23 protein-coding genes are annotated in these 24879 nt (G+C 71.7%); 16 read left to right on the top strand and 7 right to left on the bottom strand.

Annotated elements, in window-relative coordinates:
• Positions 1–238: 238 nt before the first annotated feature.
• The 9 genes from rsmD to GA0070612_RS30590 all read left to right on the top strand — a co-directional run bounded on the left by rsmD (position 239) and on the right by GA0070612_RS30590 (position 8149).
• Positions 239–802: a 16S rRNA (guanine(966)-N(2))-methyltransferase RsmD gene (rsmD, locus tag GA0070612_RS30630; RefSeq protein WP_088991874.1), complete on the top strand. Its 564-nt coding sequence runs from the start codon at positions 239–241 to the stop codon at positions 800–802.
• Positions 799–1281 (top strand): pantetheine-phosphate adenylyltransferase, encoded by a 483-nt coding sequence (gene coaD, locus GA0070612_RS30625; protein WP_088991071.1) that lies wholly within the window; start codon positions 799–801, stop codon positions 1279–1281. The genes rsmD and coaD overlap by 4 nt, the downstream gene beginning before the upstream one ends.
• A 218-nt stretch (positions 1282–1499) precedes the next feature.
• Entirely contained in the window at positions 1500–1997 is a 498-nt protein-coding gene (locus GA0070612_RS30620; protein ID WP_088991070.1) for an SPFH domain-containing protein, read from the top strand.
• A 111-nt stretch (positions 1998–2108) separates the two neighbouring features.
• Positions 2109–2672 (top strand): YceD family protein, encoded by a 564-nt coding sequence (locus tag GA0070612_RS30615; RefSeq protein WP_088991069.1) that lies wholly within the window; start codon positions 2109–2111, stop codon positions 2670–2672.
• A gap of 5 nt (positions 2673–2677) precedes the next feature.
• Positions 2678–2851, top strand: coding sequence for a 50S ribosomal protein L32 (gene rpmF / locus GA0070612_RS30610; protein WP_088646032.1), 174 nt, complete (start codon positions 2678–2680; stop codon positions 2849–2851).
• A 108-nt stretch (positions 2852–2959) separates the two neighbouring features.
• Complete coding sequence (locus GA0070612_RS30605; RefSeq protein WP_088991068.1) at positions 2960–3946, top strand: phosphate acyltransferase PlsX; 987 nt, start codon at positions 2960–2962, stop codon at positions 3944–3946.
• On the top strand, positions 3943–4857 hold the full coding sequence (rnc, locus tag GA0070612_RS30600; RefSeq protein WP_231924402.1) for a ribonuclease III: 915 nt from the start codon (positions 3943–3945) through the stop codon (positions 4855–4857). Before GA0070612_RS30605 ends, rnc begins: the two co-directional genes overlap by 4 nt.
• Positions 4850–5707, top strand: coding sequence for a bifunctional DNA-formamidopyrimidine glycosylase/DNA-(apurinic or apyrimidinic site) lyase (mutM, locus tag GA0070612_RS30595; protein WP_088991873.1), 858 nt, complete (start codon positions 4850–4852; stop codon positions 5705–5707). Before rnc ends, mutM begins: the two co-directional genes overlap by 8 nt.
• Before the next feature lie 222 nt (positions 5708–5929).
• Positions 5930–8149 carry an MMPL family transporter gene (locus GA0070612_RS30590; RefSeq protein WP_088991067.1) on the top strand — a complete coding sequence of 740 codons (2220 nt, stop codon included), beginning with the start codon at positions 5930–5932 and terminating at the stop codon, positions 8147–8149.
• A 136-nt stretch (positions 8150–8285) separates the two neighbouring features.
• Here GA0070612_RS30590 and GA0070612_RS30585 read toward each other — a convergent pair whose 3' ends face one another.
• Together GA0070612_RS30585 and GA0070612_RS30580 are read right to left on the bottom strand one after the other, a co-directional pair.
• Positions 8286–9128, bottom strand: coding sequence for an endo alpha-1,4 polygalactosaminidase (locus GA0070612_RS30585; protein ID WP_088991066.1), 843 nt, complete (start codon positions 9126–9128; stop codon positions 8286–8288).
• 116 nt (positions 9129–9244) lie between these two features.
• Positions 9245–10378: a CAP domain-containing protein gene (locus GA0070612_RS30580; protein WP_088991065.1), complete on the bottom strand. Its 1134-nt coding sequence runs from the start codon at positions 10376–10378 to the stop codon at positions 9245–9247.
• Between the two features lie 372 nt (positions 10379–10750).
• Here GA0070612_RS30580 and GA0070612_RS30575 point away from each other — a divergent pair, with 372 nt between their 5' ends.
• From GA0070612_RS30575 to GA0070612_RS30565, 3 genes are all read left to right on the top strand, one after another.
• Positions 10751–10945: a hypothetical protein gene (locus tag GA0070612_RS30575; RefSeq protein ID WP_007456482.1), complete on the top strand. Its 195-nt coding sequence runs from the start codon at positions 10751–10753 to the stop codon at positions 10943–10945.
• A gap of 351 nt (positions 10946–11296) precedes the next feature.
• Entirely contained in the window at positions 11297–14911 is a 3615-nt protein-coding gene (gene smc, locus GA0070612_RS30570; protein WP_088991064.1) for a chromosome segregation protein SMC, read from the top strand.
• Complete coding sequence (locus GA0070612_RS30565; protein ID WP_088991063.1) at positions 14911–15531, top strand: HAD family hydrolase; 621 nt, start codon at positions 14911–14913, stop codon at positions 15529–15531. Before smc ends, GA0070612_RS30565 begins: the two co-directional genes overlap by 1 nt.
• Before the next feature lie 7 nt (positions 15532–15538).
• Here GA0070612_RS30565 and GA0070612_RS30560 read toward each other — a convergent pair whose 3' ends face one another.
• From GA0070612_RS30560 to GA0070612_RS30540, 5 genes are all read right to left on the bottom strand, one after another.
• The gene (locus GA0070612_RS30560) at positions 15539–16060 is read right to left on the bottom strand and encodes a DinB family protein (RefSeq protein ID WP_088991062.1); all 522 of its coding nucleotides are present in this window, start codon (positions 16058–16060) and stop codon (positions 15539–15541) included.
• A 44-nt stretch (positions 16061–16104) separates the two neighbouring features.
• Positions 16105–16599: a universal stress protein gene (locus tag GA0070612_RS30555; RefSeq protein WP_231924401.1), complete on the bottom strand. Its 495-nt coding sequence runs from the start codon at positions 16597–16599 to the stop codon at positions 16105–16107.
• 9 nt (positions 16600–16608) lie between these two features.
• Positions 16609–18228, bottom strand: coding sequence for an MDR family MFS transporter (locus GA0070612_RS30550; protein ID WP_088991061.1), 1620 nt, complete (start codon positions 18226–18228; stop codon positions 16609–16611).
• Positions 18229–18373: 145 nt separating this feature from the next.
• Complete coding sequence (locus GA0070612_RS30545; protein ID WP_231924400.1) at positions 18374–18814, bottom strand: MarR family winged helix-turn-helix transcriptional regulator; 441 nt, start codon at positions 18812–18814, stop codon at positions 18374–18376.
• Between the two features lie 10 nt (positions 18815–18824).
• Positions 18825–20552: an alkaline phosphatase D family protein gene (locus GA0070612_RS30540; RefSeq protein WP_088991060.1), complete on the bottom strand. Its 1728-nt coding sequence runs from the start codon at positions 20550–20552 to the stop codon at positions 18825–18827.
• A gap of 215 nt (positions 20553–20767) precedes the next feature.
• On the opposite strand from GA0070612_RS30540, the gene ftsY reads away from it, so the two are divergent.
• The 4 genes from ftsY (at position 20768) to GA0070612_RS30520 (ending at position 24872) form a co-directional block, all read left to right on the top strand.
• Positions 20768–21949 carry a signal recognition particle-docking protein FtsY gene (gene ftsY / locus GA0070612_RS30535; protein ID WP_088991059.1) on the top strand — a complete coding sequence of 394 codons (1182 nt, stop codon included), beginning with the start codon at positions 20768–20770 and terminating at the stop codon, positions 21947–21949.
• Between the two features lie 6 nt (positions 21950–21955).
• Entirely contained in the window at positions 21956–22819 is an 864-nt protein-coding gene (locus GA0070612_RS30530; RefSeq protein ID WP_197699270.1) for a phosphotransferase, read from the top strand.
• Positions 22820–23095: 276 nt separating this feature from the next.
• Positions 23096–24508 (top strand): ammonium transporter, encoded by a 1413-nt coding sequence (locus GA0070612_RS30525; RefSeq protein ID WP_088991057.1) that lies wholly within the window; start codon positions 23096–23098, stop codon positions 24506–24508.
• Positions 24509–24533: 25 nt separating this feature from the next.
• Complete coding sequence (locus tag GA0070612_RS30520) at positions 24534–24872, top strand: P-II family nitrogen regulator (protein ID WP_172862163.1); 339 nt, start codon at positions 24534–24536, stop codon at positions 24870–24872.
• The last annotated feature ends 7 nt before the right edge of the window (positions 24873–24879 follow it).

The raw sequence follows: 24879 nt of genomic DNA, 5'->3' as shown, positions 1-24879 counted from the left end.
TCCGATCGGAGAGGCGCCCTCCCGTACCGCGGGCCGGTGGGTTGCCGCCGGCACCCGGCAGACCCTAGCGAGATCGCCTCGCATGAGACAGCGCTCAGGATTTGCTAAGACGGATGTTATGAAGTTGAGATCATTGATATACGAGAAGTGATCACGTGATCTTTCTAGGGGTACCGACCGTGTCGACCGGCAGGTCCGAAGGGTCGCGTAGCGTCGCGGGCATGAGCAGGTGGAGACCATGACCCGGATCGTGGCCGGCACGCTGGGTGGCCGGCGGATCGCCGCGCCTCCCGGTGCCGGCACCCGACCCACGTCCGACCGGGTTCGGGAGGCGCTGTTCAGCGCCGTGGAGGCCGAGGTCGACCTCGACGGCGCCCGCTTCGCCGACCTGTACGCCGGTTCCGGCGCGGTCGGGCTGGAGGCGCTCTCCCGGGGTGCTCGACACGTCCTGCTGGTCGAGTCCGACCCGCGCGCGGCCCGGGTGATCCGGGAGAACGTCGCGGCCCTCGGTGTCGGCCCGGCAGCCCGCCTGGTCGTCGGCAAGGTGGCGACGGCGCTGGCCGCCGGCCCGGACGGCGGCCCGTACGACGTGGTCTTCGCCGACCCTCCCTACGCGCTGCCGGACGAGGAGATCACCGCGCTGTTGGCCGCGCTGGTCAGCGGCGGGTGGCTGGCGCCCGACGCGCTGGTGGTGGTGGAGCGGTCCAGCCGCACCAGGCAGTTCGACTGGGTGGACGGCATCACCTCGGACCGCAGTCGCCGTTACGGCGAGACCACACTTTGGTACGGTCGCCGATCATGAGACGTGCGGTGTGCCCCGGTTCGTTCGATCCGGTCACCAACGGACACCTCGACATCATCGGGCGGGCCAGTCGGCTCTTCGACGAGGTGATCGTCGGTGTGCTGGTGAACCAGTCGAAGAGTGGCCTCTTCACCGTCGAGGAGCGGATCGACATGCTCCGCGAGGTCACCTCGTCGTACGGCAACGTGCGGGTCGAGTCGTTCCGCGGGCTGCTGGTCGACTTCTGCCGGGCCCAGCAGGCGAGTGTGCTGATCAAGGGCCTGCGCGCGGTCAGCGACTTCGACTACGAGTTGCAGATGGCCCAAATGAACATCGGGCTGGCGGGTGTCGAGACGCTCTTCATGCCGACCAACCCGCTCTACTCGTTCCTCTCGTCGAGTCTGGTCAAGGACGTGGCCAAGTGGGGTGGCGACATCTCCGCGCATGTTCCCGACCCGGTCCGTAAGGCTCTCCAGGCTCGTCTCGGCCCCCGTAGCTGATCTGCCCTCCGTCACCGCTCCGGCCACCGGGGCGCCCCATTTGCCAGAAATCGAGGCAAGAGTACGGGCACGGTGGGCGCCGGGTGACGATGTCGCGACGCGCCGGGTTGGGGCGGATGGGGCGCGGGTGGGGCGGGCACGCCATGATTGGTGACGCGGGGAACGGCCGTAGCCCGCATCATGGAGGTCGGCCGAAGAACGACAGGAGTGAGGTACCGGTGGACCCGCTCGATCGCATCGACGAACTGATCGCCATGGTGGAGCAGGCCCGCTCCGTCCCGATGTCGCGCAACAACTGCATGGTCGACCGGGGTGAGACGATCGCGGCCCTCGACGAGATACGTGCCGATCTTCCCGCCGACCTGCGTCGCGCCGCCGCGCTCCTCGAGGAGCGGGACAAGATCATGGAGGCCGGCAAGCGCGAGGCGGACCGGATCATCAGCGAGGGTGAGGCAGAACACGCCCGCCTGGTCTCGGTGAACGAGATCACCGTGTCGGCCGAGCACGAGGGCGCCCGGATCATCGCGGAGGCCCGAGCCGAGGCGCAGCGCCTGCGGGAGGAGGTCGACGACTACGTCGACACCGCGCTGGCCAACTTCGAACAGTTCCTCACCCGGGCGCTGGCCTCGATAGAGCGCGGCCGGGACAAGATGCACGCCCTGCGGGAGATCGGCACGTTCGCTGGGGACGAGGCGGAACGCCCGCTACCCTTCTGAGCGGCACCTCACCAGCCGACATTCTCGCCGCAGGCGTCGCCCCCGGTTCGACGGTCCGGCGGTCGCCCAGGTAACCTTTTTTGTCGGCCTCTCACCGGCCGGAGTCTAACTATGCCCAAGCACTCGCCATCGACACTCAACCCCAGGTCGCCGCTGGTCCTCGACACGAGGGACCTGCCGCGCCGCCCTGGCGCGTTGCGTGAGGTCAAGCGGGTCGTGCCGGCACCGGCGGACCTCGGCGTGGAGTTGATCGGCGTGCCGGAGGGTGCGGATCTCGACCTCGATCTGAGGTTGCAGTCGGTGTCCGAGGGCGTGCTCGTCTCCGGGACCATCACCGGTCCCGTCAAGGGCGAGTGCGGCCGTTGCCTGCGCGAGATCAACGACTCGATGGGCGTGACGATCCAGGAGCTGTACGCGTACGAGGACAGCACCACGGACGCCACGACCGACGAGGACGAGGTGGGCCGGATGCAGGGCGATCTGATCGACCTGGAGCCGGCGCTGCGGGACGCGTTGGTGCTCACGCTGCCGACCAACCCGCTCTGCCGGGAGGACTGCCCAGGACTGTGCCCCGAATGCGGGGCGCACTGGGACGATCTGCCGGCCGACCACAGTCACCAGCAGATCGACCCGCGTTGGGCGGGCCTGTCGCAACTGACCGTTACAGAGGAGTAAGAACCGTGGCCGTCCCGAAGCGCAAGATGTCGCGCAGCAACACCCGGTCCCGCCGGGCGAACTGGAAGGCGGCAGTGGTCGCGACCGTTGCGTGCCCGCAGTGCAAGTCCCCGAAGCTGCCGCACGCCGCCTGCTCCGTCTGCGGCACCTACAACGGCCGCCAGGTTCTCGAGGTCTGACCTGGACGCCCAGTGACGCCCCCGACCCCAGGTCGGGCGGCGCGCGCATCCTGGCAATCGCCCGGTGCCCCGGCTCCCGATGCCCGGCCGACTCCGGCCGGCGTTCCCGTGGAGCCGGGCACCGCGCGGATCGCCGTTGACCTCCTCGGCGGGGACGACGCTCCCGCCGTCGTGGTTGACGGCGCTCTGCGGGCCATGCGTGCCGACCCTGACCTGCACCTGCTCCTCGTCGGTCCGACCGAGGTCGCCGACGAGTTGATCGCTGAGCTCGATCCGGCGCAGCGCGTCCGGGTCGCGGTGCGTCCCGTGCGCGACGTCGTCGGCATGGCCGACCACCCCAGCGCCGCCCGCAAGGAGAGCACCGTCCGCGCCGCGGTCACCGCCGTCCGCGACGGCACCGCCGACGCGCTGGTGTCCGCCGGCGCCACCGGTGCCACCGTCACCGCCGCCGTTCTCGGCCTCGGCCGCTGGCCGGAGATCCGCCAACCCGCCCTGGTCGCCACCCTGCCCGCCGTGGCCGGGCCGGTGGTCCTGCTCGACGTCGGCGGGTCCCTGGAACCGCGCCCCGCCACCCTCGCCCGCCACGCCGTCCTGGGTGTCGCGTACGCCGTGGTGGCCCACTCGATCTCCGCGCCCCGGGTCGGGCTGCTGTCGGTCGGCACCGAGGCCGGCAAAGGAGACCGGGTCCGCCGGGCCACCGACCCGCTGCTCGCCGCCGAACGACTCCCCGCCGGGGCGCGCTACGTCGGCCTGGTCGAGGGGTACGACGTGGCCGTCGGCGCGCGCGCCGATGTGGTCGTCACCGACGGGTTCACCGGTAACGTGCTGCTCAAGGCCATCGAGGGCGCGTACGCCATGGCCGGTGGCCCTCCCGCCGAAGGTGGCGCTCCCCGCGCTGCCGCCCTGCTGGGCGTGGCGGGGACGGTGGTCGTCTGCCACGGTTCCGCCCGCGCCGGCGACGTCGCCTCCGGCATCGCTCTCGCCGCTCACCTGTGGCGACGGCGCGCCACCGATCTGGTCTCCGCGTTGCTCGACGGCGACGCCGCGACGGACCGCGCCAACCGTTCCACCGACACCGAGGTACGCACATCATGAGCAACGACAAGAGGCGGCGGGTATCCGTCGGTCACCTGGAAGCCGCCTTCGGCGTGAGTCTCGAACCCGAGCTGCTCCAGCGCGCGCTGACCCACCGCTCGTACGCGTACGAGAACGGTGGGCTGCCCACCAACGAGCGGCTGGAGTTCCTCGGCGACTCGGTGCTCGGCGTGGTGATCACGACGGCGTTGTTCCACAACCACCCGGACCTGCCCGAGGGGCAGTTGGCGAAGCTGCGGGCGAGCGTGGTCAACATGCGGGCGCTCGCCGACGTGGCCCGTGGTCTGGGCCCGGACGGCCTTGGCGCGTACCTGCTGCTCGGCAAGGGTGAGGAGACCACCGGCGGTCGGGACAAGGCGAGCATCCTCGCCGACACGCTGGAGGCGCTGCTGGGCGCGATCTACCTCCAGTACGGGCTGGACACCACGGGCATCGTCATCCACCGACTCTTCGACCCGTTGATGGCCGAGTCGGCTGGCCGGGGCGCGGCGCTGGACTGGAAGACCAGCCTGCAGGAGTTGACGGCGGCGCTCGGGCTCGGTGTTCCGGAGTACCGGATCGAGGGCACCGGCCCGGACCATCTGAAGACGTTCACCGCGTGGGTGGTGGTGGCCGGCAACCGGTACGGCGGCGCCGAGGGGCGCAGCAAGAAGGAGGCCGAGCAGCGCGCCGCCGAGGCCGCCTGGCGGACGCTCGCCGAGCAGAACGGCCAGAACGGCGACGACAGCCAGAACGGCGGGGCGGGCCAGAACGGCGGGGCGGGCCAGGACGGCGGGGCCGACCAGGACGGCCGGGGCGGGCTGCTGGAAAGCGCCGAGCGGGCGGCCGAGGCCGAGCAGGCCGACCACCTGGCGCAGGCCCTGCCGGCCGGGGGTGCCGACGGCCACGAGACGGGGTCCCGGCGTGCCTGAACTGCCCGAGGTGGAGACCGTCCGGCAGGGGCTGGCCCAGTGGGTCGTCGGCCGCCGGATCGTCTCGGTCGAGGTCCGGCACCCCCGTGCGGTCCGTCGACACGTGCCCGGTGACGTGCACTTCGCCGACGTGCTCGCCGGTCGGACGGTGCGCGACGCCCGGCGTCGGGGCAAGTACCTGTGGCTGCCACTGGACAGCGGCGACGCGATCATCGGTCACCTCGGCATGTCCGGCCAGATGCTGCTCCAGCCGACCGGCACCACCGACGAGACCCATCTGCGGGTCCGGTTCCGGTTCGCCGACGACGGGCCGGAGCTGCGTTTCGTCGACCAACGCACGTTCGGTGGCCTCTCGGTGAGCGAGGGCGGCGCCGACCTGCCCGACGAGATCGCGCACATCGCCCGTGACCCGATCGACCCGGAGTTCTCCGACGCGGACTTCGTCACCGCGCTGCGCCGCCGACACACCGAGGTGAAGAGGGCGCTCCTCGACCAGACCCTCATCTCCGGGGTGGGCAACATCTACGCCGACGAGGCGCTCTGGCGCGCCCGGCTGCACGGTGGCCGTCCCACCGACGCGTTGACCGCCCCGGCCGCGCAGCGCCTGCTCGGCCACGTCCGTGACGTGCTCGGCGAGGCGATCAGTCAGGGCGGCACCAGCTTCGATGCCCTCTACGTCAACGTCAACGGCGAGAGCGGTTACTTCGACCGGGAGCTGAACGCGTACGGCCGCGAGGGCGAGCCGTGCCGTCGGTGCGGCGCGCCGATCCGCCGCGAGGCGTTCATGAACCGGTCCTCGTACAGTTGCCCGCGCTGCCAACCGCGACCCCGGGGTTCCCTTCGGGGATGACCCGGAGTCGACTCCGGGGCGGTGTCGGCGGGTCGCCGCGGGTTGCTCCGGGCTGGACCCGGGCGTACGTCCGATTGGTGGCTGATGCCCGCCGCGCCGACCCCCGCCGGCCGGCCCCGGGTTTCCGGGGCGGGCCGGGGCCGATCCCCGATGTGACCGCCTCGTCACGCCCCTAACGTCAGCTCCGTTGACTGGGGGGCTGACGTGACAGGGGGATCCGAGATGCGGAAAAGACCGGTGACGGTGCGGCTGGCGCGATGGAGCGCCGAGCACCCGTGGCGGGCGATCGCGCTGTGGGCGGTGTTCGTCGCGGTGTGCTTCGTCGGCGGCAACGCCGCTGGTCTCAACGAGGCCACCAGCGGTGACCAGGCCATCGGTGAGGCGGGGCGGGCCGGCCTGATCGTGGACGCCGCCAACTTCGACGACCCGGCCGTGGACAACGTCCTGATCACCTCTCGGGGCGGTGCGCTGGACCGGGCGGCGGCGACGGCAGCGGCCGACGACGCGGCGGCCCGGCTGCGTACCGTCGTCGGGGTGGCCGCGGTCGGTCAGCCGGTCACCGCCCGGGACGGCTCGGCGCTACTCGTGCCGATCACCATGTCCGGTGACCCGGAGACGGCCTCGGAGCGGGTGCAGCCGTTGCGCGACGCCACCGACGAGGTGCAGTCCGCACATCCGCAGGTGCGCGTGGAACAGGTCGGCGGGCCGTCGATCGGCCAGGCCCTCGACGACACCCTGGGCAAGGACTTCGAGCGTGCCGAGCTGCTCAGCCTGCCGGTCACCCTGGCGATCCTGATCATCGCGTTCGGTGCGCTGATCGCGGCCAGCGTGCCGGTGCTGCTGGCGCTCTCGTCGGTCGCCGCCGCGATGGGTCTGTCCACCCTCGCCTCGCACCTGGTGCCGGCGACCGACACCACGGCCCCGGTGATCCTGCTGATCGGTATGGCGGTCGGGGTGGACTACTCGTTGTTCTACATCCGCCGCGAGCGGGAGGAACGCGCCAAGGGCCGCTCCGGTCTCGACGCCGTGGAGATCGCGGCGGAGACGTCCGGGCACGCTGTCGTGGTCTCCGGCCTCGCGGTGATGATCTCGATGGCCGGGCTGCTGCTCGCCGGCGACGTGGTCTTCTCGTCCCTCGCGGTCGGCTCGATCCTGGTGGTCGCCGTCGCGGTGACCGGCTCGCTGACAGTGCTGCCCGCCCTGCTGGCCCGGCTCGGCCGGTGGGTCGACCGCCCCCGGGTGCCGCTGCTCTGGCGGCTGACCGCACCGCGCACCGGACGGCACGGCCAGCCCCGCGCGCCCCGGCTCTGGCCCGCTGTGCTCCTCCCCGCGCTGCGCGCGCCGGTGGTGACGCTGGTCATCTCGGTCGGACTGCTGCTCGCGTTGGCCGCGCCCGCGCTCGGCATGAAGCTGAAGTTCCCCGGCATGGAGGACCTGCCCCGCACCACACCGGCCATGCAGGCGTACGACCGGCTCACCGCGGCGTTCCCGAGCACCGGCACCAACCACGTGGTGGCCGTGCGGGCGCCGGCCGAGCAGGCCGACCGGGTACGCGCCGCCCTCACCGACCTGTCCGGCCGGGCGGCCGGCGACCCGCTGTTCGCCCCGGTCGAGGCGGACGGCCCGAAGATCGAGGTGTCGGCCGACCGGCGGGTGTCGGTGCTGGACGTCGCCACCCCGTACGCCAGCCGCGACGACCGGTCGGTGCAGTCGCTGGAGAAGCTGCGCGAGGACCTGGTCCCGGCCGAGTTGCGGGGCATCCCCGGCATCGAGTACGCGGTCGGTGGCAGCGTCGCCGACAGCGAGGACTACGCGGCCCACGTCCGGGACAAGTTGCCCCTGGTGATGGGCTTCGTGCTGGTGCTGACCTTCCTGGTCATGGTGTTCACCTTCCGGTCGGTGGTGGTCGCGGCGAGTTCGATCGCACTGAACCTGCTCTCCGCCGGTGCCGCGTACGGGCTGCTGGTACTGGTCTTCCAGGGTGAGTGGGCCGAGGGACTGCTCGGCTTCACGTCGATGGGCGCCATCGTGTCCTGGTTGCCGCTGTTCCTCTTCGTGGTGCTCTTCGGCCTCTCGATGGACTACCACGTCTTCGTGGTCAGCCGGATCCGCGAGGGGGTACGGGCCGGCATGCCCAACCGGGATGCCGTGTCCTACGGGATCACCTCGTCGGCCGGGGTGGTGACCAGCGCGGCGATCGTGATGGTCGGCGTGTTCTCGATCTTCGCCACGCTGAGCACGATCGATATGAAACAGCTCGGCATCGGCCTCGCGGCGGCGATCCTGCTGGACGCCACGATCATCCGGGGAGTGGTGCTGCCGGCCCTGATGACCATGTTGGGCGACGCCAACTGGTGGGCCCCGCGCTTCCTGCGCCCTCGCCCGGCCGCCGCGCCGGCCGACCCGCCGGCCCCCACCCCGGAGCTGGTGCCGGTGCCCTGACCCCACCCGGCGAGCACCCACGCCGTCCCTGCCCCGCCCTTGGTCACCTCGGTTTCATTGATGTCGCGGTATCCCGGGCCGCCTGATACCGCGACATCAGGAAATTCGAGTCGATCAAGCGGCGGGGTGCACCGTGTCAGGGCAACGGGCAGGCCTCCCGGGACGCGTCCAACGCGCGGTCCTTCCGGATCGACGCGAAGCCGTACCCGACGGTGGTCACACAGAAGTCGTCGGTCGAGCCGGCGTACTCCACGTGGAAGACCGGTTTGCCGGCGTCGGCGAAGGGCAGCAGCTTGGCGCACTGGGCCAGCCGGACGCACTCCTCGTTGACCACGAAGTCGAAGTCCGGAGCCAGCGCGGCGAGCTGCGGCACGTCGTTGACCAGCCCGGGGGAGAGGCTCAGCGAGCGGGCCAGCTCGGCCAGCCGGCGGTTGAACAGCAGTTGGTCGTCGAAGTCGAGTGGGAAGCCGGTGCGGAACGCGTACCCGTCGGCGTCGGCGAGCGCGACCGCGCCGAACCCCTTGCCCCGGCACAGTCGGAACCGGTCGGCCAGCACCGGTTCGAGCGCGTCCCAGCCCCGGACGTCCAACCACCGGCTGTCCGGTCGGGGCCCGGTCGAGCCCTGGACGACGTGCGGGAACCGGCTGGCGTCCGGGTCGGTGGAGCGGACCGACCCGACGTACACCTGGCAGATCAACCGGCGGTCCCGGGAGCGCAGCTCGGCGGTCTCCGCGGCGGTGGTGGCCACCGGGTCGAGCAGGAAGACGTCCGCCTGCACCGTCGGGTCGAGCGGCCCGCTGAGTTGCCACTGCCACTGCCAGTGGCGGGACTGTCCGGCGGGCCACGCGGTGGGCGCGCCGGGCGGGGTCACTGCCGGACGGCACCCGTACGCCGGGACGACCAGGAGCAGCGCGACGCCCGCCGACACGACGCGGCGCAGCGGGCGTACGGCGGCGCGTCGCCGTGGCCGGATCCGCATCGGCAGCTCCCGGGGCCGGGGCGGCCGGTCGCCGCCCTCACCGGTACGCCGGCCCCACGCTCGGCCCGACGTACCTCACCGGGTCAAACGAGCGCGGGGGCGCGGACGACGCGCGGTCAGCGCGGCGCGGCGAAGACCTGCGTCCAGTACGGGCCGTTGCTGGTGGCGATGCCGACGCCGATCTCGGTGAACGCGCAGTTCAGGATGTTGGCCTTGTGGCCGGAGCTGTTCATCCAGGCGTCCATCACCGAGGTCGGGGTCTTCTGGTTCCAGGCCACGTTCTCGCCGTACGTGCGCCAGGCGTAGCCGACCCGGTCCAGCCGGACGCCGGCGTTGCTGCCGTCGCTGCCCGTGTGCGACATGTTCTGGTGGTCGGCCTGGTCCTGGCTGTGCTTCTGCGCGGCGGTCATCAGCTTGTCGTTGATGGTCAGCGCCTTGCAGCCGGCCTTGGCCCGCTCGGCGTTGACCAGGTCCACCACCTCGCGGGCCTGCGAGCTGACGGTGCCGCTGGAACCGCCGGAACCCGAACCGTTGGTCGTGCTCGGCGCGGTGCTGCGGGCGCGACGCGACGCGGCGGTGGTCCGCGACGCCGCGGGGGTCGGCTTGACGACCTTGGTCGGCGAGGGGCTCGGCTGCGCCGAACTCGGCGCGGCGGACGGGGAGGGTGCGGCCAGGGTGTCGAGAGCCGGCGGTTCGGTCGGTGCCTGCGACGCGGCGAAGGTGTCGTCGACGGCGGTCGGCTGGTCGGCTCCGTCGCCACCGCCGGGCATCGCGAGCGCGCCGACGCCGAAGGTCACCACGAGGGTGGCCGCGGCAGCGGCGCCGCCGATCATCATCGGCTTGCGCCAGCGGCGCGGGGAGCGGTGCCGTCCCTCGCCGGAACGGCCGGTCGCCCCGTCCGGCGTACGCCATCCGCCGGTGGTCGCGGGGTCGCTGTCGGTGTGCCATCCGCCGGTGGTGTCCTCGGTCGGGTGGCTGTCGCCCCGGTGGCCGGTGTCGCCGCCCGGGCGGTGGGCCGGCCAGGCGGCGGTGGGGGCGTCGGCCGGGGCGGTGGGCGTCGGCCGGCCCGACTGCCAGTCGTCGCCGGGCTGCTGCGGGTGCCACTCGTCGGCGGGCTGGTCGGTGTCGTCACCGAACAGGTAGGCCGAGCGGGGCTCCGGGCGGTCGTGCAGCCAGGCCGGCTCGTCGGTCGGCCGTTCAGCGCGCCGGGGGGCGCCGTTCGGGTCCATCGGGTCGGTCCAGCCGTACACGCCTATGCCTCCAGAGGTCGGTTGCGGGCCGGGGTGACGCTACGGCGCGCCCGCGACCTGCGGCAACGTGGCTAAGGAAGAGTTAAGGGGAAGTCGGACGACAGGGGGCGGACTTCCGGGAATCCGGGCGTACAGTAAAGGTGTCCGGACAGAGCGTGTCCGTGCCGTGAAGGCAGCCCCCCGACAAGTGGACAGGTCGACGTGGAGATGATCTACGGCCTGCGAGAACTTGACGGAGGAGGGGTTTGCGGCTCAATATATAGGTGTCGCCAGTCGCGCCCGGTCATGCCCAGATACAGCCTGGAATGACAGCCGCGTACAAATGGGCGCGCGTTGGCCGGCCTTTCCGGCAGCGCATATCAAGGAGTCAGCATGGCGAAGGCCCTCTACGGCCACGTAGGTGCAGCGCCCGACCGGCGTCTGCTCGACGAGGTCACCCGGCTGCGTGCCAGGGTGCAGGCACTGGAGTTCGAGATCACGCGTCTGCGTGCCGACAATGATCGGCTCGCGGCGGCTGCGGCGGAGGCGGACGATCTGCTCCGTCTGGCCGAGCCGGCGCTGACCTGATCTCCGCGTCGACAAAACTGAATCGCACCATCGCAGAAAAGCGCGCCGACACGTCCTGTGCCGGCGCGCAACACTGTCCGGTTCGTTTTCGGGTCGACGATTTATGATCTTGCGATCGGTCGCGCGGGAACCGTCCCGGTCGCATCCGAATAGCGCACCGGCGGATAAGCCGATCATGAACTGCTCTCGCCATTATCGCGGCCTTCCGAACAACAGCGCGTGCTCGCCTCGCGTCCTCGACGTATCCGACCGGGGGCGGGTCGCATGCCGGCCCGCTTCCGCCATCGGGTTAGTCTGCGAGTTCACCCAGGTCCCCAGAGCCGGGGCGGCCACCGGACGAGGATCGAGAAGGTGTATCTCAAGAGTCTGACGGTGAAGGGGTTCAAGTCCTTCGCCTCCGCGACGACGTTGAAACTGGAGCCCGGGATCACCTGTGTGGTGGGCCCGAACGGCTCCGGCAAGTCCAACGTCGTCGACGCCATCGCCTGGGTCCTCGGCGAGCAGGGCGCCAAGGCGCTGCGCGGCGGCAAGATGGAGGACGTCATCTTCGCCGGCACCGCCGGTCGGGCGCCGCTGGGTCGCGCCGAGGTCACCCTCACCATCGACAACACCGACGGTGCGCTGCCGATCGAGTACACCGAGGTCTCCATCACCCGCCGGATGTTCCGCTCCGGTGAGAGCGAGTACGAGATCAACGGCAACTCCTGCCGGTTGCTCGACATCCAGGAGCTGTTGAGTGACTCCGGCATCGGCCGGGAGATGCACATCATCGTCGGGCAGGGCCGACTCGACGGCATGCTGCACGCCAAGCCGGAGGACCGTCGGGCGTTCATCGAGGAGGCGGCCGGCGTCCTCAAGCACCGCAAGCGCAAGGAAAAAGCCCTGCGCAAGCTCGACGCCATGCAGACCAACCTCAACCGCCTCACCGACCTCACGGCCGAGCTGCGCCGCCAGCTCAAGCCACTGGGTCGGCAGGCCGAGGTGGCCCGCCGCGCCGCGGCCATCCAGGCCAACCTGCGCGATGCCCGACTGCGCCTGCTCGCCGACGACCTGGCCACCCTGCGCACCACCCTGGACCGGGAGATCGCCGACGAGACCGCGTTGCGGGAGCGGCGCGAGCAGATCGAGGGCGAGCACGTCGAGGTGCAGGGTCGGCTCGGTGAGCTGGAGGCCGCGCTGGCCGAGGACGCGCCGTTGCTCGCCGCCGCGCAGGACACCTGGTACAAGCTGTCGGCCCTGCAGGAACGCTTCCGCTCGATCGAGCAGTTGGCCCGGGAGCGGCTGCGGCACCTCAGCGCCACCGGCGACGACGAGCGGCCCGGCCGCGACCCGGACCAGCTGGAGGCGGAGGCGGAACGGGTCCGCGAGCAGGAGGAAGAGCTGCGCGCGGCTCTCACCGACGACCAGATCCGGCTGGCCGAGGCCGTTGAACACCGGCAGGAGCTGGAACGGCAGCTCGCCGCCGCCGAGCGGGAACTGGTCGCCGCCGCCAAGGCCATCGCCGACCGGCGGGAGGGGATGGCCAAGCTGACCGGTCAGGTCAACTCGGCCCGCGCCCGCACCACCAGCGCCGGCGAGGAGATCGAACGACTCGCGGTCGCGCACGCCGACGCGCTGGGCCGCGCCGAGCAGGCGCAGGCCGAGCTGGACGCGGTGGCCGCACAGTCCACCGAGGCCGACCGGGACAACGCGGACCTGGACGCCCGCCACGCCGAGGCGGTCGCCGCGCAGGAACGGGCGCAGGCGACCGTACGCTCACTGGCCGACTCCGAGCGGGCGGCGGAGAAGGACGCCGCGACCTGGAAGGCCCGTGAGGAGGCACTGGCGCTGGGGCTGCGGCGCAAGGACGGCGCGGGGGCGCTGCTCGCCCGCGCGGACGACGTACCCGGGCTGCTCGGCAGCCTCGCCGGGCTGCTCACCGTCGCGCCGGGCCACGAGGCCGCGCTGGCCGCCGCGCTCGGCGGCCTCGCCGACGCGGTGGCCGTCAGCGGGGTGGACGAGGCCGTCGAGGCGATGCGGCTGCTGAAGATCTCCGACGCCGGCCGGGCCGGCCTGCTCGTCGGCAGCCCGGCGGGCCCGGGTATGACCGGTTCCGCGGACGCGCTGCGCCCGAAGCTGCCGGACGAGGCCCGATGGGCCCCCGACCTGGTGGAGTGCAGCGCGGAACTGCGTCCGGCGGTGCACCGGGCGTTGCGGGACGTGGCGCTCGTCGACGACCTCGCCGCCGCCGCCGACCTGGTCGCCAGCAACCCCGAGCTGCGGGCGGTCACTCCCGACGGCGACGTGGTCGGGGCGTACGCGGCGGCTGGCGGGTCGGCCAAGGCCCCCAGCTTCATCGAGGTGCAGGCGGCCGTCGAGGAGGCTCGCGCCAACCGACAGACCGCCGAACGCGCCGGCGCGGAGCTGCGCGACCAACTCGTCGAGGCCCGTGCCGAGGTGGCCGCCGCCAAGGAGGCCGTGCAGCACGCCGCCGCCGAGAAACGCGAGGCGGAGAGCCACCGCAACGCCGCCGCCCGCCGGTTGGCCGAGCTGGGCGCCGCGGCCCGCTCGGCGAAGGCGGAGACCGACCGGCTCGGGGAGTCCCGCTCCCGGGCCGAGGCCGCCCGGCAACGGGACCTCACCGCGCTCGACGAGTTGGAGGAGCGGCTGCGGCTGGCCGAGGAGACACCTGTCGACGCGGAGCCCTCCACCGAGGAACGGGATCAACTCGCGGCCATGGTGCCGCAGGCCCGGCAGAACGAGATGGAGGTCCGGCTCGCGGTGCGTACCGCCGAGGAGCGGGTCTCCTCGATCGCAGGCCGGGCCGACTCCCTCGCGCGGCAGGCCACGGCCGAGCGGGCCGCCCGGGAACGCGCCGCGGCCCGGCGGGCCGCGCGCACCCGGGGCGCCGGGATCGCCCGGGCTGTCGCCGGCGGCGCCCGGGAGGCGCTCGCCCGGCTCACCACCTCGATCGCGACAGCCGAGGAACACCGCGACGAGGTCGCCCGGGAGCGCGCCGCCCGCGAGGCGGAGCTCCAGGAGGTACGCGGCGCGGCCAAACGGCTCGGCGCGGAGCTGGAACGGCTGACCAGCCAGGTCCACCGCGACGAGGTCGCCCGCGCGGAGCAACGGCTGCGCATCGAGCAGTTGGAGGCGAAGGCCGCCGAGGACTTCGGGCTGGACGTGGAGACGCTCGTCGCCGAGTACGGCCCGACGCAGCTGGTCCCGCCGACCCCTGTCGACGTCGCCGCCGCCGAACGCGACGGCCTGCCGGTGCCCGAGCCGGTCCGCTACGAGCGGCCGGTGCAGGAGAAGCGGGCCGCCAAGGCGGAACGGGAGTTGACCCTGCTCGGCAAGGTCAATCCGCTCGCGCTGGAGGAGTTCGCCGCGCTGGAGGAACGTTTCAAGTTCCTCTCCGAGCAGCTGGAGGACCTCAAGGCGACCCGCCGGGACCTGCTCACCGTGGTCAAGGACGTGGACGAGCGGATCCTGGAGGTCTTCGCCAGCGCGTTCGAGGACACCGCCCGGGAGTTCGAGCAGGTGTTCAACGTGCTCTTCCCCGGCGGCGAGGGCCGGCTGATCCTCACCGAGCCGGACGACCTGCTCACCACCGGCGTCGAGGTGGAGGCCCGCCCACCGGGCAAGAAGATCAAGCGGCTGTCGCTGCTCTCCGGTGGCGAGCGGTCGCTGACCGCGGTGGCCATGTTGGTGGCGATCTTCCGGGCCCGGCCCAGCCCGTTCTACATCATGGACGAGGTGGAGGCGGCCCTGGACGACGTCAACCTGGGCCGGTTGATCACGTTGATGGCACAGTTGCGGGAGAAGAGTCAGCTGATCGTCATCACCCACCAGAAGCGGACGATGGAGATCGCTGACGCGCTCTACGGGGTCACCATGCGCAGCGGTGTCACCCAGGTGATCAGCCAACGGCTCAACAGGGCCGACGAGGACGACGAGCGGCAGGGCCGCGGCGAGGAGAACGGGTAGTGGCTCGGGAACGCGCGACGGCGCTCCTGCTGGATCTGGACGGCGTCCTGCGCCGGTTCGACCCGGCGGTGGCCGCCGGAGTGGAGCGGGAGTACGGCCTCGCGGACGGGGTTCTCCTCGAGATCGCCATGCAGTGGGGCCGGCTCCGGCCGGTGCTCACCGGCCAGGTCAGTCACGCCCAGTGGGTGGACAGCGTGGCCGACGCGCTGGCCGAGCCGGCCGGCGGCCCGGACCGGGCCCGGGCGGCGGTGGAGCAGTGGCAGCGCTACCGGGGCGAGGTGGACACCGAGGTGCTCGACTTCGTCCGCGAGGTGCGCGCCGCCGGCATCACTGTCGGCCTCGGCACCAACGCCACCGACCTGCTCGACGCCGACCTGGCCGCCCTCGGCCTGGTCGGCGAGTTCGACGTGGTGGTCAACTCGTCGACGCTCGGTGTGCACAAGCCCGCCCCGGAGTACTTCCAGGGCGCCTGCGTGGCGCTGGCCACGGCGCCGGCCCGCGTCCTCTTCGTCGACGACGAGGACTGGGCCGTCCGGGGCGCCCGCGCCGCCGGGCTGTCGGCGCACCGCTGGGGCGGTCACGCCGACCTCCGTTACCTGCGGGCGGCCCTGGACTACTGAGCGCCGGTCACTCGCCGGTGACGCCGTCGATGCGTTCCCGGATCAGGTCGGCGTGGCCGTTGTGCCGGGCGTACTCCTCGATCATGTGCACGTACACCCAGCGCAGGTTGAAGGTGCGCTTCTTACCGCCGACCTCGGTGAACGTCTCGTCGAGCGAGTGACCGGCGGCGGCCTCGCGGGCCAGTGCCACCTCCCGGTGGAAGACGGCGAAGTCCGCCTCGGCGTCGGCGTCGGTGACGTCGTGGTCGGCGTCCGGCGTCTCCGGTGTGAAGTACGGGTAGTCGACAGGCTGGCCGGCGAAGTTCTCCCGGAACCACCAGGCCTCCACCTCGGCCAGGTGTCGGACCAGGCCGAGCAGGGTCAGCCCGGAGGGTTGCACGCTCGGCGTCCGCAGCTGCTCCTCGGTCAACCCGGAGCACTTGAGCAGCAGGGTCTGTCGGTGGTAGTCGAGCCAGCCCTCGAGCATGGTGCGCTCGTCGCCGACGTACGGTTCGGGGGTCCGGGTGATCTCCGGTGCGGTCCACGTCATGGCGCGCATCCTGCCCGGCCCGCCCGACATTCCGCGACGGGTTATCAGGGCACCACGACGACGGGCCAGCGACCGGCCCGCACCAGGCGGGTGGCGACCGAGCCGACCAGCCGGTGCCCGGCCTGCTCGGACGCGCCGACCACCACCATGTCGGCCTGGAACTCGTCGGCCGCCGCGCGCAGCTCGCCGTACGCGTCGCCGCGCCGCACCACCAGGGTCACCGGAATGCCCCACTGTTCGGCCCCGCGCCGGCACTCCCGGCGCAGCTCGTCGGCCAACTCGTCGCGGGTGCGCTGGACCGCCCCGGCGTCCATCCCGGGCACCAGGGCGGTCAGGCCGCTCGCCGAGCTGACGAAGACCACGACCAGGGAGGCGCCCTGTCGACGGGCCAGGCCTGCGGCGTAGGAGCCGGCCCGCTCGGAGGTGCGGGTGCCGTCGACGCCCACCATGATCACCCGAGGGCCGTCCGTGCCCCGTTCGAAGGGCAGCGGTCGGGTCCGGGGGCCGTATTCCTCGCGGTCCGGTGCTCCCACGCCCATGGCTCTACCTCACCTCTGCTCACCGGTACGGACCACGGCCGCGCCGGCACCGGCAGCCACTGTCGATTCCCGCTCGACCTCCGCCGAAACCGGGTCGCCGTTGTGCTGCCGCAGCGGAACCTCCTTGATGAAGGCCACAGCGATCAACGCGATCAGCGCGAAGGGCGCGGCGGTCAGGAAGATGTCACCGGCACCGTGGCCGTACGCGCTCTCCACCACGGCCCGCAGCGGGCCGGGCAGGGTGTGCACGTCGGGCAGGGCGCCGCCGGAGCTGGACGCCGGGATGCCGAGCTGGGCCAGCCCTTCGGCGGTGTAGTCCTTGACCCGGTGGGCGAGGACCGCGCCGAGGGCGGACACACCGATCGCGCCACCGAGGCTGCGGAAGAAGGCCACCACCGAGCTGGCCGCGCCGAGCTCGTGCGGGCCGACGGTGTTCTGCACGGCGAGGACCAGGTTCTGCATGGTCATGCCCAGGCCGACGCCGACCACCGCCATGTAGACGCTGAGCACCATGAAGTTGGTGTCCGCGCGGAGCGTGCCCATCAGCGCGAAGCCGATGGTGAGCAGGGCCGACCCGATCACCAGGTACCGCTTCCACCGGCCGGTCTTCGTGATGACCCGTCCGATCACGGTGGAGGCGACCAGCAGGCCGAGGATCATCGGCAGGGTCATCAGGCCGGACATGGTCGGGCTCTGACCGCGGCTGATCTGGAAGTACTGGCCCAGGAAGATCGACGCGCCGAACATCCCCACGCCGACCGCGATGCTGGCGACGACGGCGAGGGTGATGGTGCGGTTGCGGAACAGACGCGGCGGGATCATCGGCTCGGCGGCGCGGGTCTCGACCCGGATCGCCAGGGCGCCGAGGACCAGCGCGCCGAGGACCATCGCGGCGGTCTGCCAGGACGCCCAGGCGAACTGGTCACCGGCGAGCGAGACCCAGATCAGCAGCAGCGACACGGCCGCGGTGATCAGGGTGGCGCCCCACCAGTCGATCTGGGCCTTCCGCTTGACCACGGGCAGCTTCAGGGTCTTCTGCAGCACGATCAGCGCCACGATGGCGAACGGCACGCCGACGTAGAAGCACCAGCGCCAGCCGAGCCAGGCGGTGTCCACGATCACGCCGCCGATCAGCGGGCCGCCGATGGTGCCGACGGCCATCACGGCCCCGAGGTAGCCGCTGTAGCGGCCCCGCTCGCGTGGCGCGATCATCGTGGCCATGATCACCTGGGCCAGTGCGGTGAGGCCGCCGGCGCCGATGCCCTGGAGCACGCGGCAGGCGATCAGCTCGCCGGTGCCCTGGGCGAGGCCGGCCAGGACCGAGCCCAGCACGTAGATGCCCAGGGCGAGCTGGACGAGTGTCTTCTTGCTGGTCAGGTCGGCGAGTTTGCCCCAGATTGGGGTGGTTGCGGTGGTCGCGAGCAGGGCTGAGGTGACCACCCAGGTGTACGCGGACTGGCCGCCGTGCAGTTCCGTGATGATCCGCGGCAGCGCGTTCGAGATGACCGTGGAAGAGAGAATTGCGACGAACAGGCCCAGCAGCAGGCCGGAGAGTGCCTCCAGGATCTGCCGGTGGGTCATGTCGACGGCGGTCGCCCTGGTGGGCGCGGTCGCGGTCGCCTGGCTCATCGTTTGGTGCCTCCGAGCGGAGTGAGATGGACGGCGACGGGCTGAGGTGTGCGGGCCGCCTGAGAGTTGCCTGGGGCAACCGTATGCTTGGTTGCCTAAGGCAACAACTGGGGGAGTGGATGCCGTATTCCCCGTCACCCGGGGGTCAGGACCAGGAGTCGTTGAGCCGGCCGAGCAGCCGGGCGAGTTCCTCGATGTCCCGCTCCGGCCAGCCGTCCAGCGCGCGCACGAACTCGCCCAGCCGGGCGGCCCTGGCCACGTCGAACCGGTGCTGCCCCTCCTCGGTCAGGCTGATCTGCGCGGCCCGCCGATCACTCGGATCCGGATCGCGGTAGACCAGGCCGAGGACCTCCAGGGCGTTGATCTGTCGGCTCAACGTCCCCTTGCCCACACCGAGCCGCGCCGCCAACTCGGTCAACCGGATCGACCCGCTGCGCCGCAGCCAGAGCAGCAGCCCGTAGGTGTTCGGCTCCAGGTTCGGGTGCACCTCGCGGGCGATCTCCCAGGAGACCGCCCGCCCACGACGCAGGAGGGCGGTCAACTCGTGCTCGACCGCCCTGATCGGTTCCGGCAGGTGCTCGTCCACGGCGTAGAGACTACGGCGAGGTCGGTGATGCGGCGGCCGACAGTCGACGCCGCATCACGGTGCGGAGGTGCCCGTCCCTCGTGGTGCCCTCGATGACCACGTCCGCCCCGCGCCCCCGATGCGTCAGGGTCGCGACCGCGTTGCCGAAGTACGGCCCCGCCAGCTTGCGCCACCGCACGCTCGGTCGGCGCACACCGGCGGAACGCGCCAGCGCCCGGGTGGCACCGGCCGGACCGGCCGACCACCCCATCTTCATCAGCGGACGGATACCGGCCGGCACCTGGTTGTGGATCGGTGAACAGGTGAGCTGGTGCACGGGTGTGACCACCGCCGGGTCGCCGAACCGGGCCCGGGCCACGTACGAGTGGTGCACGTCCCCGGAGAGCACACTGATCGACGCCGGTGGGGCGTACGCCGGACCGGCGCCGATCCGCGCGCCGGACTCCCTCGGAGTGCCGGTGCCGATCCGGGCGAAGGTCTCCGCGAGCCCTTCGAAGGAACGCCGGAAGGCCGCCCAGTGCTCCAGGTCCAGTGCGCGACGCAGCTTCTCCGCCCCGCGCGCCACCCACGGGCGACGCGACTCCGCCAGCTTCTCGTTCCACGCCTCGATGTGGTGGATGCCCTGCGGCAGCAGCCAGGGCAGCGAGGCGCCGACCACCAGGTGGTCGTAGACCCCGTGCGCCTGGTCCAGGAACCAGGACCACTCGCCCGGTGGCAGCATCGCCCGGCTGCCCGGGTCGAGCACCCGACTGCACCGGTTGTCGAGCATGACCAGGCGGGTACGCCCCAGGTCCAGTGCGTAACTCCACTGGTACTGCACCGCGCGCCAGCGCTCCGTGTCGTGCGCCACGTCCGACTCCTGGTCGACCCGGTGCCCGAACTCGCGCAGCACGCCGGTGGCGTCCTCGGCGGCGATCACCTTCGCGAAGACCGGGTCGGCGGTGATCTCGTCGGGGGAGAGATTGCCCAGGTGCTGGTAGACCCAGTACGAGGCCAGCCCGCTGCCGATCCGCTCCTGCCACCACGGCTGCTCGCGGACGTCCGCCCGCCAGGCCGCCGAGGTGTTCCAGTCGTCGATGATCTCGTGATCGTCGAAGATCATCACGCTCGGCACCGTGGAGAGCAGCCAACGGATCTCCGGATCACGCCAGGACTCCAGGTAGAGCTTGGTGTACTCGTCGAAGCTCACCACCTGGTCGGCCGGGGCGCCCTTCGGACGCCGACGCCGCCGACGCAGCAACCGGCGCACCGTGGGCGAGGTGACGTCGGCGTAGACCTGGTCGCCGAGCAGCACCAGCAGGTCCGGCAGCGGGTTCGACTCCGGGTCGGCCATCCGCCTGCGGGCGTACGCGTCCAGCGCGTCCGGCGGCAGCTTGCGGGTCGTGGCGTGCTGGGTGGTCTCCCGGCACGAGCCGAAGATCAGGCTGACCGGCTGGTCCCGGTCGTCGGCGGCCCGGGTGCGGATCACGCTCGGCGGGAAGCCGCTGCTCGACACCGGCCAGACCAGCTCGTCGTCGACCAGCACCTCGTAGGTGGTCTCGCTGTCCGGGGTGAGCCCCTGCACCACCACGAGCGCGTAGTGGTGGTCGTACGCCGAGAAGGTGTGCGCGGTGCCGGTGGCGCCGTCCGCGGTGCGGACGGTGACCACGGCGGGCGCGGCGGTCTCCACCCAGATGGTCGCCCGGGTGTCCACCACTCGCCGCAGGAGTGGGCCGATGAGGAGGTGTGCGGCGGGCATGCGGCCGAGCCTACCGCCGGTTTCCGCCACCGGCCGGGCGCGGTGGCTGAGACCCCGGGCACCGCTCGGGGTGCGGTGACGGAGACCCCGGGCACCGCTCGGGGTGCGGTGGCTGAGACCCCGGGCACCGCTCGGGGTGCGGTGACGGAGACCCGTGGCACCGCTCGGGGTGCGGTGGCTGGGACGCGGCCGCCCGCATCTGACAGGATTCCGGCATGGCCGAATATCTCGTCCTCGCTCTGGTCCTGCTCGGTGTGCTGATTGCCGGCACAGTCGGGCTGGTCGTCCCGCGACTGCGGCGGCGACCCGAGCCCCCGTTGCCGCGCACGGAGGTCGACACCAGGGCAGAGGAGGATCTCGCCGGCCCGCCGGTCGAGGCACCGGAGTCCGATCTGTCCACCGGCGTCCTGGTCGAGCCGCCGCCGGTCGTCGAGGCGCCCGTCGAGGTGCCCGAGCCGACCGCCGGGCGGCTGGTCCGGCTCCGCTCGCGGCTGTCCCGCTCGCAGAACGTCTTCGGCAAGGGCCTGCTCGGCCTGCTCGCCCGCGACCACCTCGACGAGGACGTCTGGGAGGAGATCGAGGACAGCCTGATCACCGCCGACGTCGGCGTCGACGCCACCCGCGACATCGTCGACCGCCTCCGGGAGCGCACCCGGGTGCTCGGCACCCGCTCGGCCTCAGAGCTGCGGGCACTGCTCGCCGCCGAGTTGGTCAACGCCCTCGACCCGAGCATGGACCGGTCGTTGCGGACCGCACCGAAGGACGGTGTGCCAGCTGTGGTCCTGGTCGTCGGCGTCAACGGCGCCGGCAAGACCACCACCTGCGGCAAGATCGCCCGGGTGCTCGTCGCCGACGGCCGCAGCGTGCTGCTCGGCGCCGCGGACACCTTCCGGGCCGCCGCCGCCGACCAGCTGGAGACCTGGGGCTCGCGCGTCGGAGCGGAGACCGTCCGGGGGCCCGAGGCCGCCGACCCGGCCAGTGTCGCCTTCGACGCGGTCAAGCGCGGCATCGACACCGGCGTGGACACCGTGCTCATCGACACCGCCGGCCGGCTGCAGAACAAGGTCGGCCTGATGGACGAGCTGGGCAAGGTCAAGCGTGTGGTGGAGAAGCAGGGCCCCATCGACGAGACACTGCTCATCCTGGACGCCACCACCGGTCAGAACGGCCTGGAGCAGGCCCGGGTCTTCACCGAGGTGGTCAACGTGACAGGTGTGGTGCTGACCAAGCTCGACGGCACCGCGAAGGGCGGCATCGTGATCGCGGTGCAGCGCAAACTCGGCATCCCCGTGAAGCTGGTCGGCCTCGGTGAGGGCAAGGACGATCTGGCCCCGTTCGACCCGGCGCAGTTCGTGGACGCGTTGCTGGGGACCGAGGCCGCCGGACGGGACGCGTAGTCTCGGGTGTCCAGTGACAACCGCGCATACGCGGGCTGGCGTGAACCCGGCCACCCCTCGCAGCGCCTCGGGAGACCGTACGTGACTTCGCAGGAGATCCCGCTGCACGGCGGCAACGTGAGCACCGTCGTCCGCGTCGGTGACACGGTCCGCCGCAACGCCGGGCCGTGGACACCGTCCGTGCACGCCCTCCTGCGGCACCTGGAGTACGTGGGCTTCACCGGCGCCCCGCGAGCGCTCGGCATGGACGAGCGCAACCGTGAGGTGCTGTCGTACCTGGAGGGGGAGTGCGGGGAGTACCCGCTCGCCCCGCACTGGGTGACCGACGAAGCACTGGTCACCGTCGCCACGATGCTCCGGATGTTCCACGACGCGCAGTACGGGTTCACCCCGCCACCGAGCGCGGTATGGCGCTCGTTCGGCCCCCCGCCGCCGGACACCGAGGTGATCTGCCACCACGACGCCGCGCCGCACAATGTGATCTGGCGGCCGGACGGCACCCTCGGGCTGATCGACTTCGACCTCGCCTCGCCCGGCGCGCGGATCTACGACGTGGCGTACGCGGCCTGGACCTGGGTGCCGATCTTCGCGGACCGGGACTCGATCACGCTGGGCTGGAAGCACCCGGACCGGCCCCGCCGGCTCCGGCTCTTCGCCGACGCGTACGGGCTGATCCCCCGGGACCGGCACCGGCTGATCCGGACCATCCGCAAACGGATCGTCGACCATGTCGAGGGCATCCGCCGGATGGCCGCCGCCGGTGAGCCGGCGTTCGTCCGGATCGTGCACAAGGGCCACCTGCGCCGACCGATGCGCGATCTCCGGCTGCTCGACTACGAGCGGCACGCGCTGGAGAACGCCCTCCGCTGAGGGCCGACCGGACGATGCTCGGTCGGTCCCGTCGGGCGGACCGGTCGACGGGTCGGGCCGGTCAGCCATCGACGTCCGCCGTCCGGGCGATCCACCACCGTCCATGCCGCTGAGTGTGCGGTATTCGTGACACGTACGAAACAACCTGTCACGAACCGGAAACCCGCGCGGGACCCTGGGTGAAACAGCCGGCCGCGAAGCTTCCGCGCAACCGGCCTACGGGCGACGCTGCCCCGGAAAGCCGCGAAGGAGGACTTCACCCTTTAGGAGGCCAGCGTGCCTGAAGCACCGACGATCGACGGCGCCAATACCACGTGGCTGCTGGTTTCGACCGCGCTCGTGCTGCTCATGACCCCCGGACTGGCGCTGTTCTACGGCGGCCTCAACCGGGCCAAGGGCGTACTCAACATGATGATGATGAGCTTCTCCGCCATCGGGCTCATCTCCATTCTGTGGTGGTTCTACGGTTTCAGCGTCGCCTTCGGGGCCGACGTGAACGGCTTCTGGGGCGACCCGGGCGCGTACCTCGGCACCAAGACGTTCCTCGCCGAGACCGACCTGTGGGGTGCCACCGCGGAGAACCCCAGCGGCATCGGGGTTCCGCTCTACGTGTTCATGGCCTTCCAGATGGTCTTCGCGGTGATCACCGTGGCGCTGATCAGCGGCGCCATCGCCGACCGGGCCAAGTTCGCCGGCTGGCTGCTGTTCGCCTTCGGTTGGGCCACCCTGGTCTACTTCCCGGTCGCCCACTGGGTGTGGGGCGGCGGCATCATCGGCGCCGACATCCACGCGCTGGACTTCGCCGGTGGCACCGCTGTGCACATCAACGCCGGTGCGGCGGCCCTGGCCGTGGCGCTGGTGCTCGGCAAGCGGCTCGGTTGGCCGCGCGAGGGCATGAAGCCGCACAACATCCCGCTGGTCGCGCTCGGTGCGGGTCTGCTCTGGTTCGGCTGGTTCGGGTTCAACGCCGGCTCCGAGCTGACCGTCGACTCGGTCGCCGGCCTCGCCTTCATCAACACGCAGCTCGCCACGGCCGCCGCGGTGCTCGGCTGGATCGCTGTCGAGTGGATCAAGACCCGGAAGCCGACGATGGTCGGTGCCTCGTCCGGCGCCGTCGCCGGCCTGGTCGCCATCACCCCAGCCTGTGGATTCATCGCGCCGTGGGCTGCCGTGTTGCTCGGCATCGTCGCCGGTGCCGTCTGCGCGCTGGCCATCAGCCTCAAGTACAAGCTTGGCTACGACGACTCGCTCGACGTCGTCGGCGTGCACTTCGTCGGTGGCTGGATCGGGTCGCTCTGGCTCGGCCTGTTCGCCACCAACTCGGTCAACGCCGCCATCAGCGACGTGGTGGGCGCCTCCGACGGGCTCTTCTACGGCGGCGGCGTGACCCAGCTCGGGCGGCAGGCGCTCGCCGGCCTGATCGTCACCGTCTGGTCGTTCGGCATCGCCTGGGTGCTCGCCTTCGTCATCGAGAAGACGATCGGCTTCCGGGTCAAGGCCGAGGCGGAGGTCGAGGGCATCGACATCGGCGAGCACGCCGAGAGCGGCTACGACCTGTCCCCGGCCGGTGGCGGCGCGGGCGGCGCGTTCGCGATGGCCGGCATCGGCACCTCCGGTGGCGGTGCGACGAGTGGTGCCAAGCCGGAGGCGGAGCCCGCCGAGCCGGTCAGCGAAAAGGTCGCCGGTTAACGTTCCTGGGATGGAGGGGTTGGACATGAAGCTGGTGACCGCAGTCATCAAGCCGTACCAACTGGACGCGGTGAAGGAGGCCCTGCACGCCCTCGGGGTGGCCGGGCTGACCGTCAGCGAGGTCCAGGGGTACGGACGGCAGAAGGGGCACACCGAGGTCTACCGGGGTGCCGAGTACACGGTCGAGTTCCTGCCCAAGATCAGGGTCGAGGTGCTCACCGACGAGATCGACGTCGACAAGGTGGTGGACGCCATCGTCGGAGCAGCCCGTACGGGCAAGATCGGTGACGGCAAGGTCTGGGTCACCGGTGTCGAGGAGGTCGTCCGGGTGCGTACCGGCGAGCGCGGCCTCGACGCGCTCTGACGACGAC

The sequence above is a fragment of the Micromonospora chokoriensis genome, from assembly GCF_900091505.1.
GTDB lineage: Bacteria > Actinomycetota > Actinomycetes > Mycobacteriales > Micromonosporaceae > Micromonospora > Micromonospora chokoriensis.
Note: the sequence above shows the minus strand (reverse complement) of the source record. Positions and strands in the feature narration are given on the sequence as shown.

Excerpts from the sequence above, each read along its gene's own strand:
- GA0070612_RS30585 (WP_088991066.1), bottom strand. The coding sequence starts at position 9,128 with ATGCGGATCCGGCCACGGCGACGCGCCGCCGTACGCCCGCTGCGCCGC.
- GA0070612_RS30560 (WP_088991062.1), bottom strand. The coding sequence starts at position 16,060 with ATGACGTGGACCGCACCGGAGATCACCCGGACCCCCGAACCGTACGTC.
- GA0070612_RS30520 (WP_172862163.1), top strand. The coding sequence starts at position 24,534 with ATGAAGCTGGTGACCGCAGTCATCAAGCCGTACCAACTGGACGCGGTG.
- GA0070612_RS30575 (WP_007456482.1), top strand. The coding sequence starts at position 10,751 with ATGGCGAAGGCCCTCTACGGCCACGTAGGTGCAGCGCCCGACCGGCGT.
- GA0070612_RS30540 (WP_088991060.1), bottom strand. The coding sequence starts at position 20,552 with ATGCCCGCCGCACACCTCCTCATCGGCCCACTCCTGCGGCGAGTGGTG.
- rnc (WP_231924402.1), top strand. The coding sequence starts at position 3,943 with ATGAGCAACGACAAGAGGCGGCGGGTATCCGTCGGTCACCTGGAAGCC.
- coaD (WP_088991071.1), top strand. The coding sequence starts at position 799 with ATGAGACGTGCGGTGTGCCCCGGTTCGTTCGATCCGGTCACCAACGGA.
- GA0070612_RS30590 (WP_088991067.1), top strand. The coding sequence starts at position 5,930 with ATGCGGAAAAGACCGGTGACGGTGCGGCTGGCGCGATGGAGCGCCGAG.
- GA0070612_RS30550 (WP_088991061.1), bottom strand. The coding sequence starts at position 18,228 with ATGAGCCAGGCGACCGCGACCGCGCCCACCAGGGCGACCGCCGTCGAC.
- GA0070612_RS30555 (WP_231924401.1), bottom strand. The coding sequence starts at position 16,599 with ATGGGCGTGGGAGCACCGGACCGCGAGGAATACGGCCCCCGGACCCGA.
- ftsY (WP_088991059.1), top strand. The coding sequence starts at position 20,768 with ATGGCCGAATATCTCGTCCTCGCTCTGGTCCTGCTCGGTGTGCTGATT.
- rsmD (WP_088991874.1), top strand. The coding sequence starts at position 239 with ATGACCCGGATCGTGGCCGGCACGCTGGGTGGCCGGCGGATCGCCGCG.
- GA0070612_RS30615 (WP_088991069.1), top strand. The coding sequence starts at position 2,109 with ATGCCCAAGCACTCGCCATCGACACTCAACCCCAGGTCGCCGCTGGTC.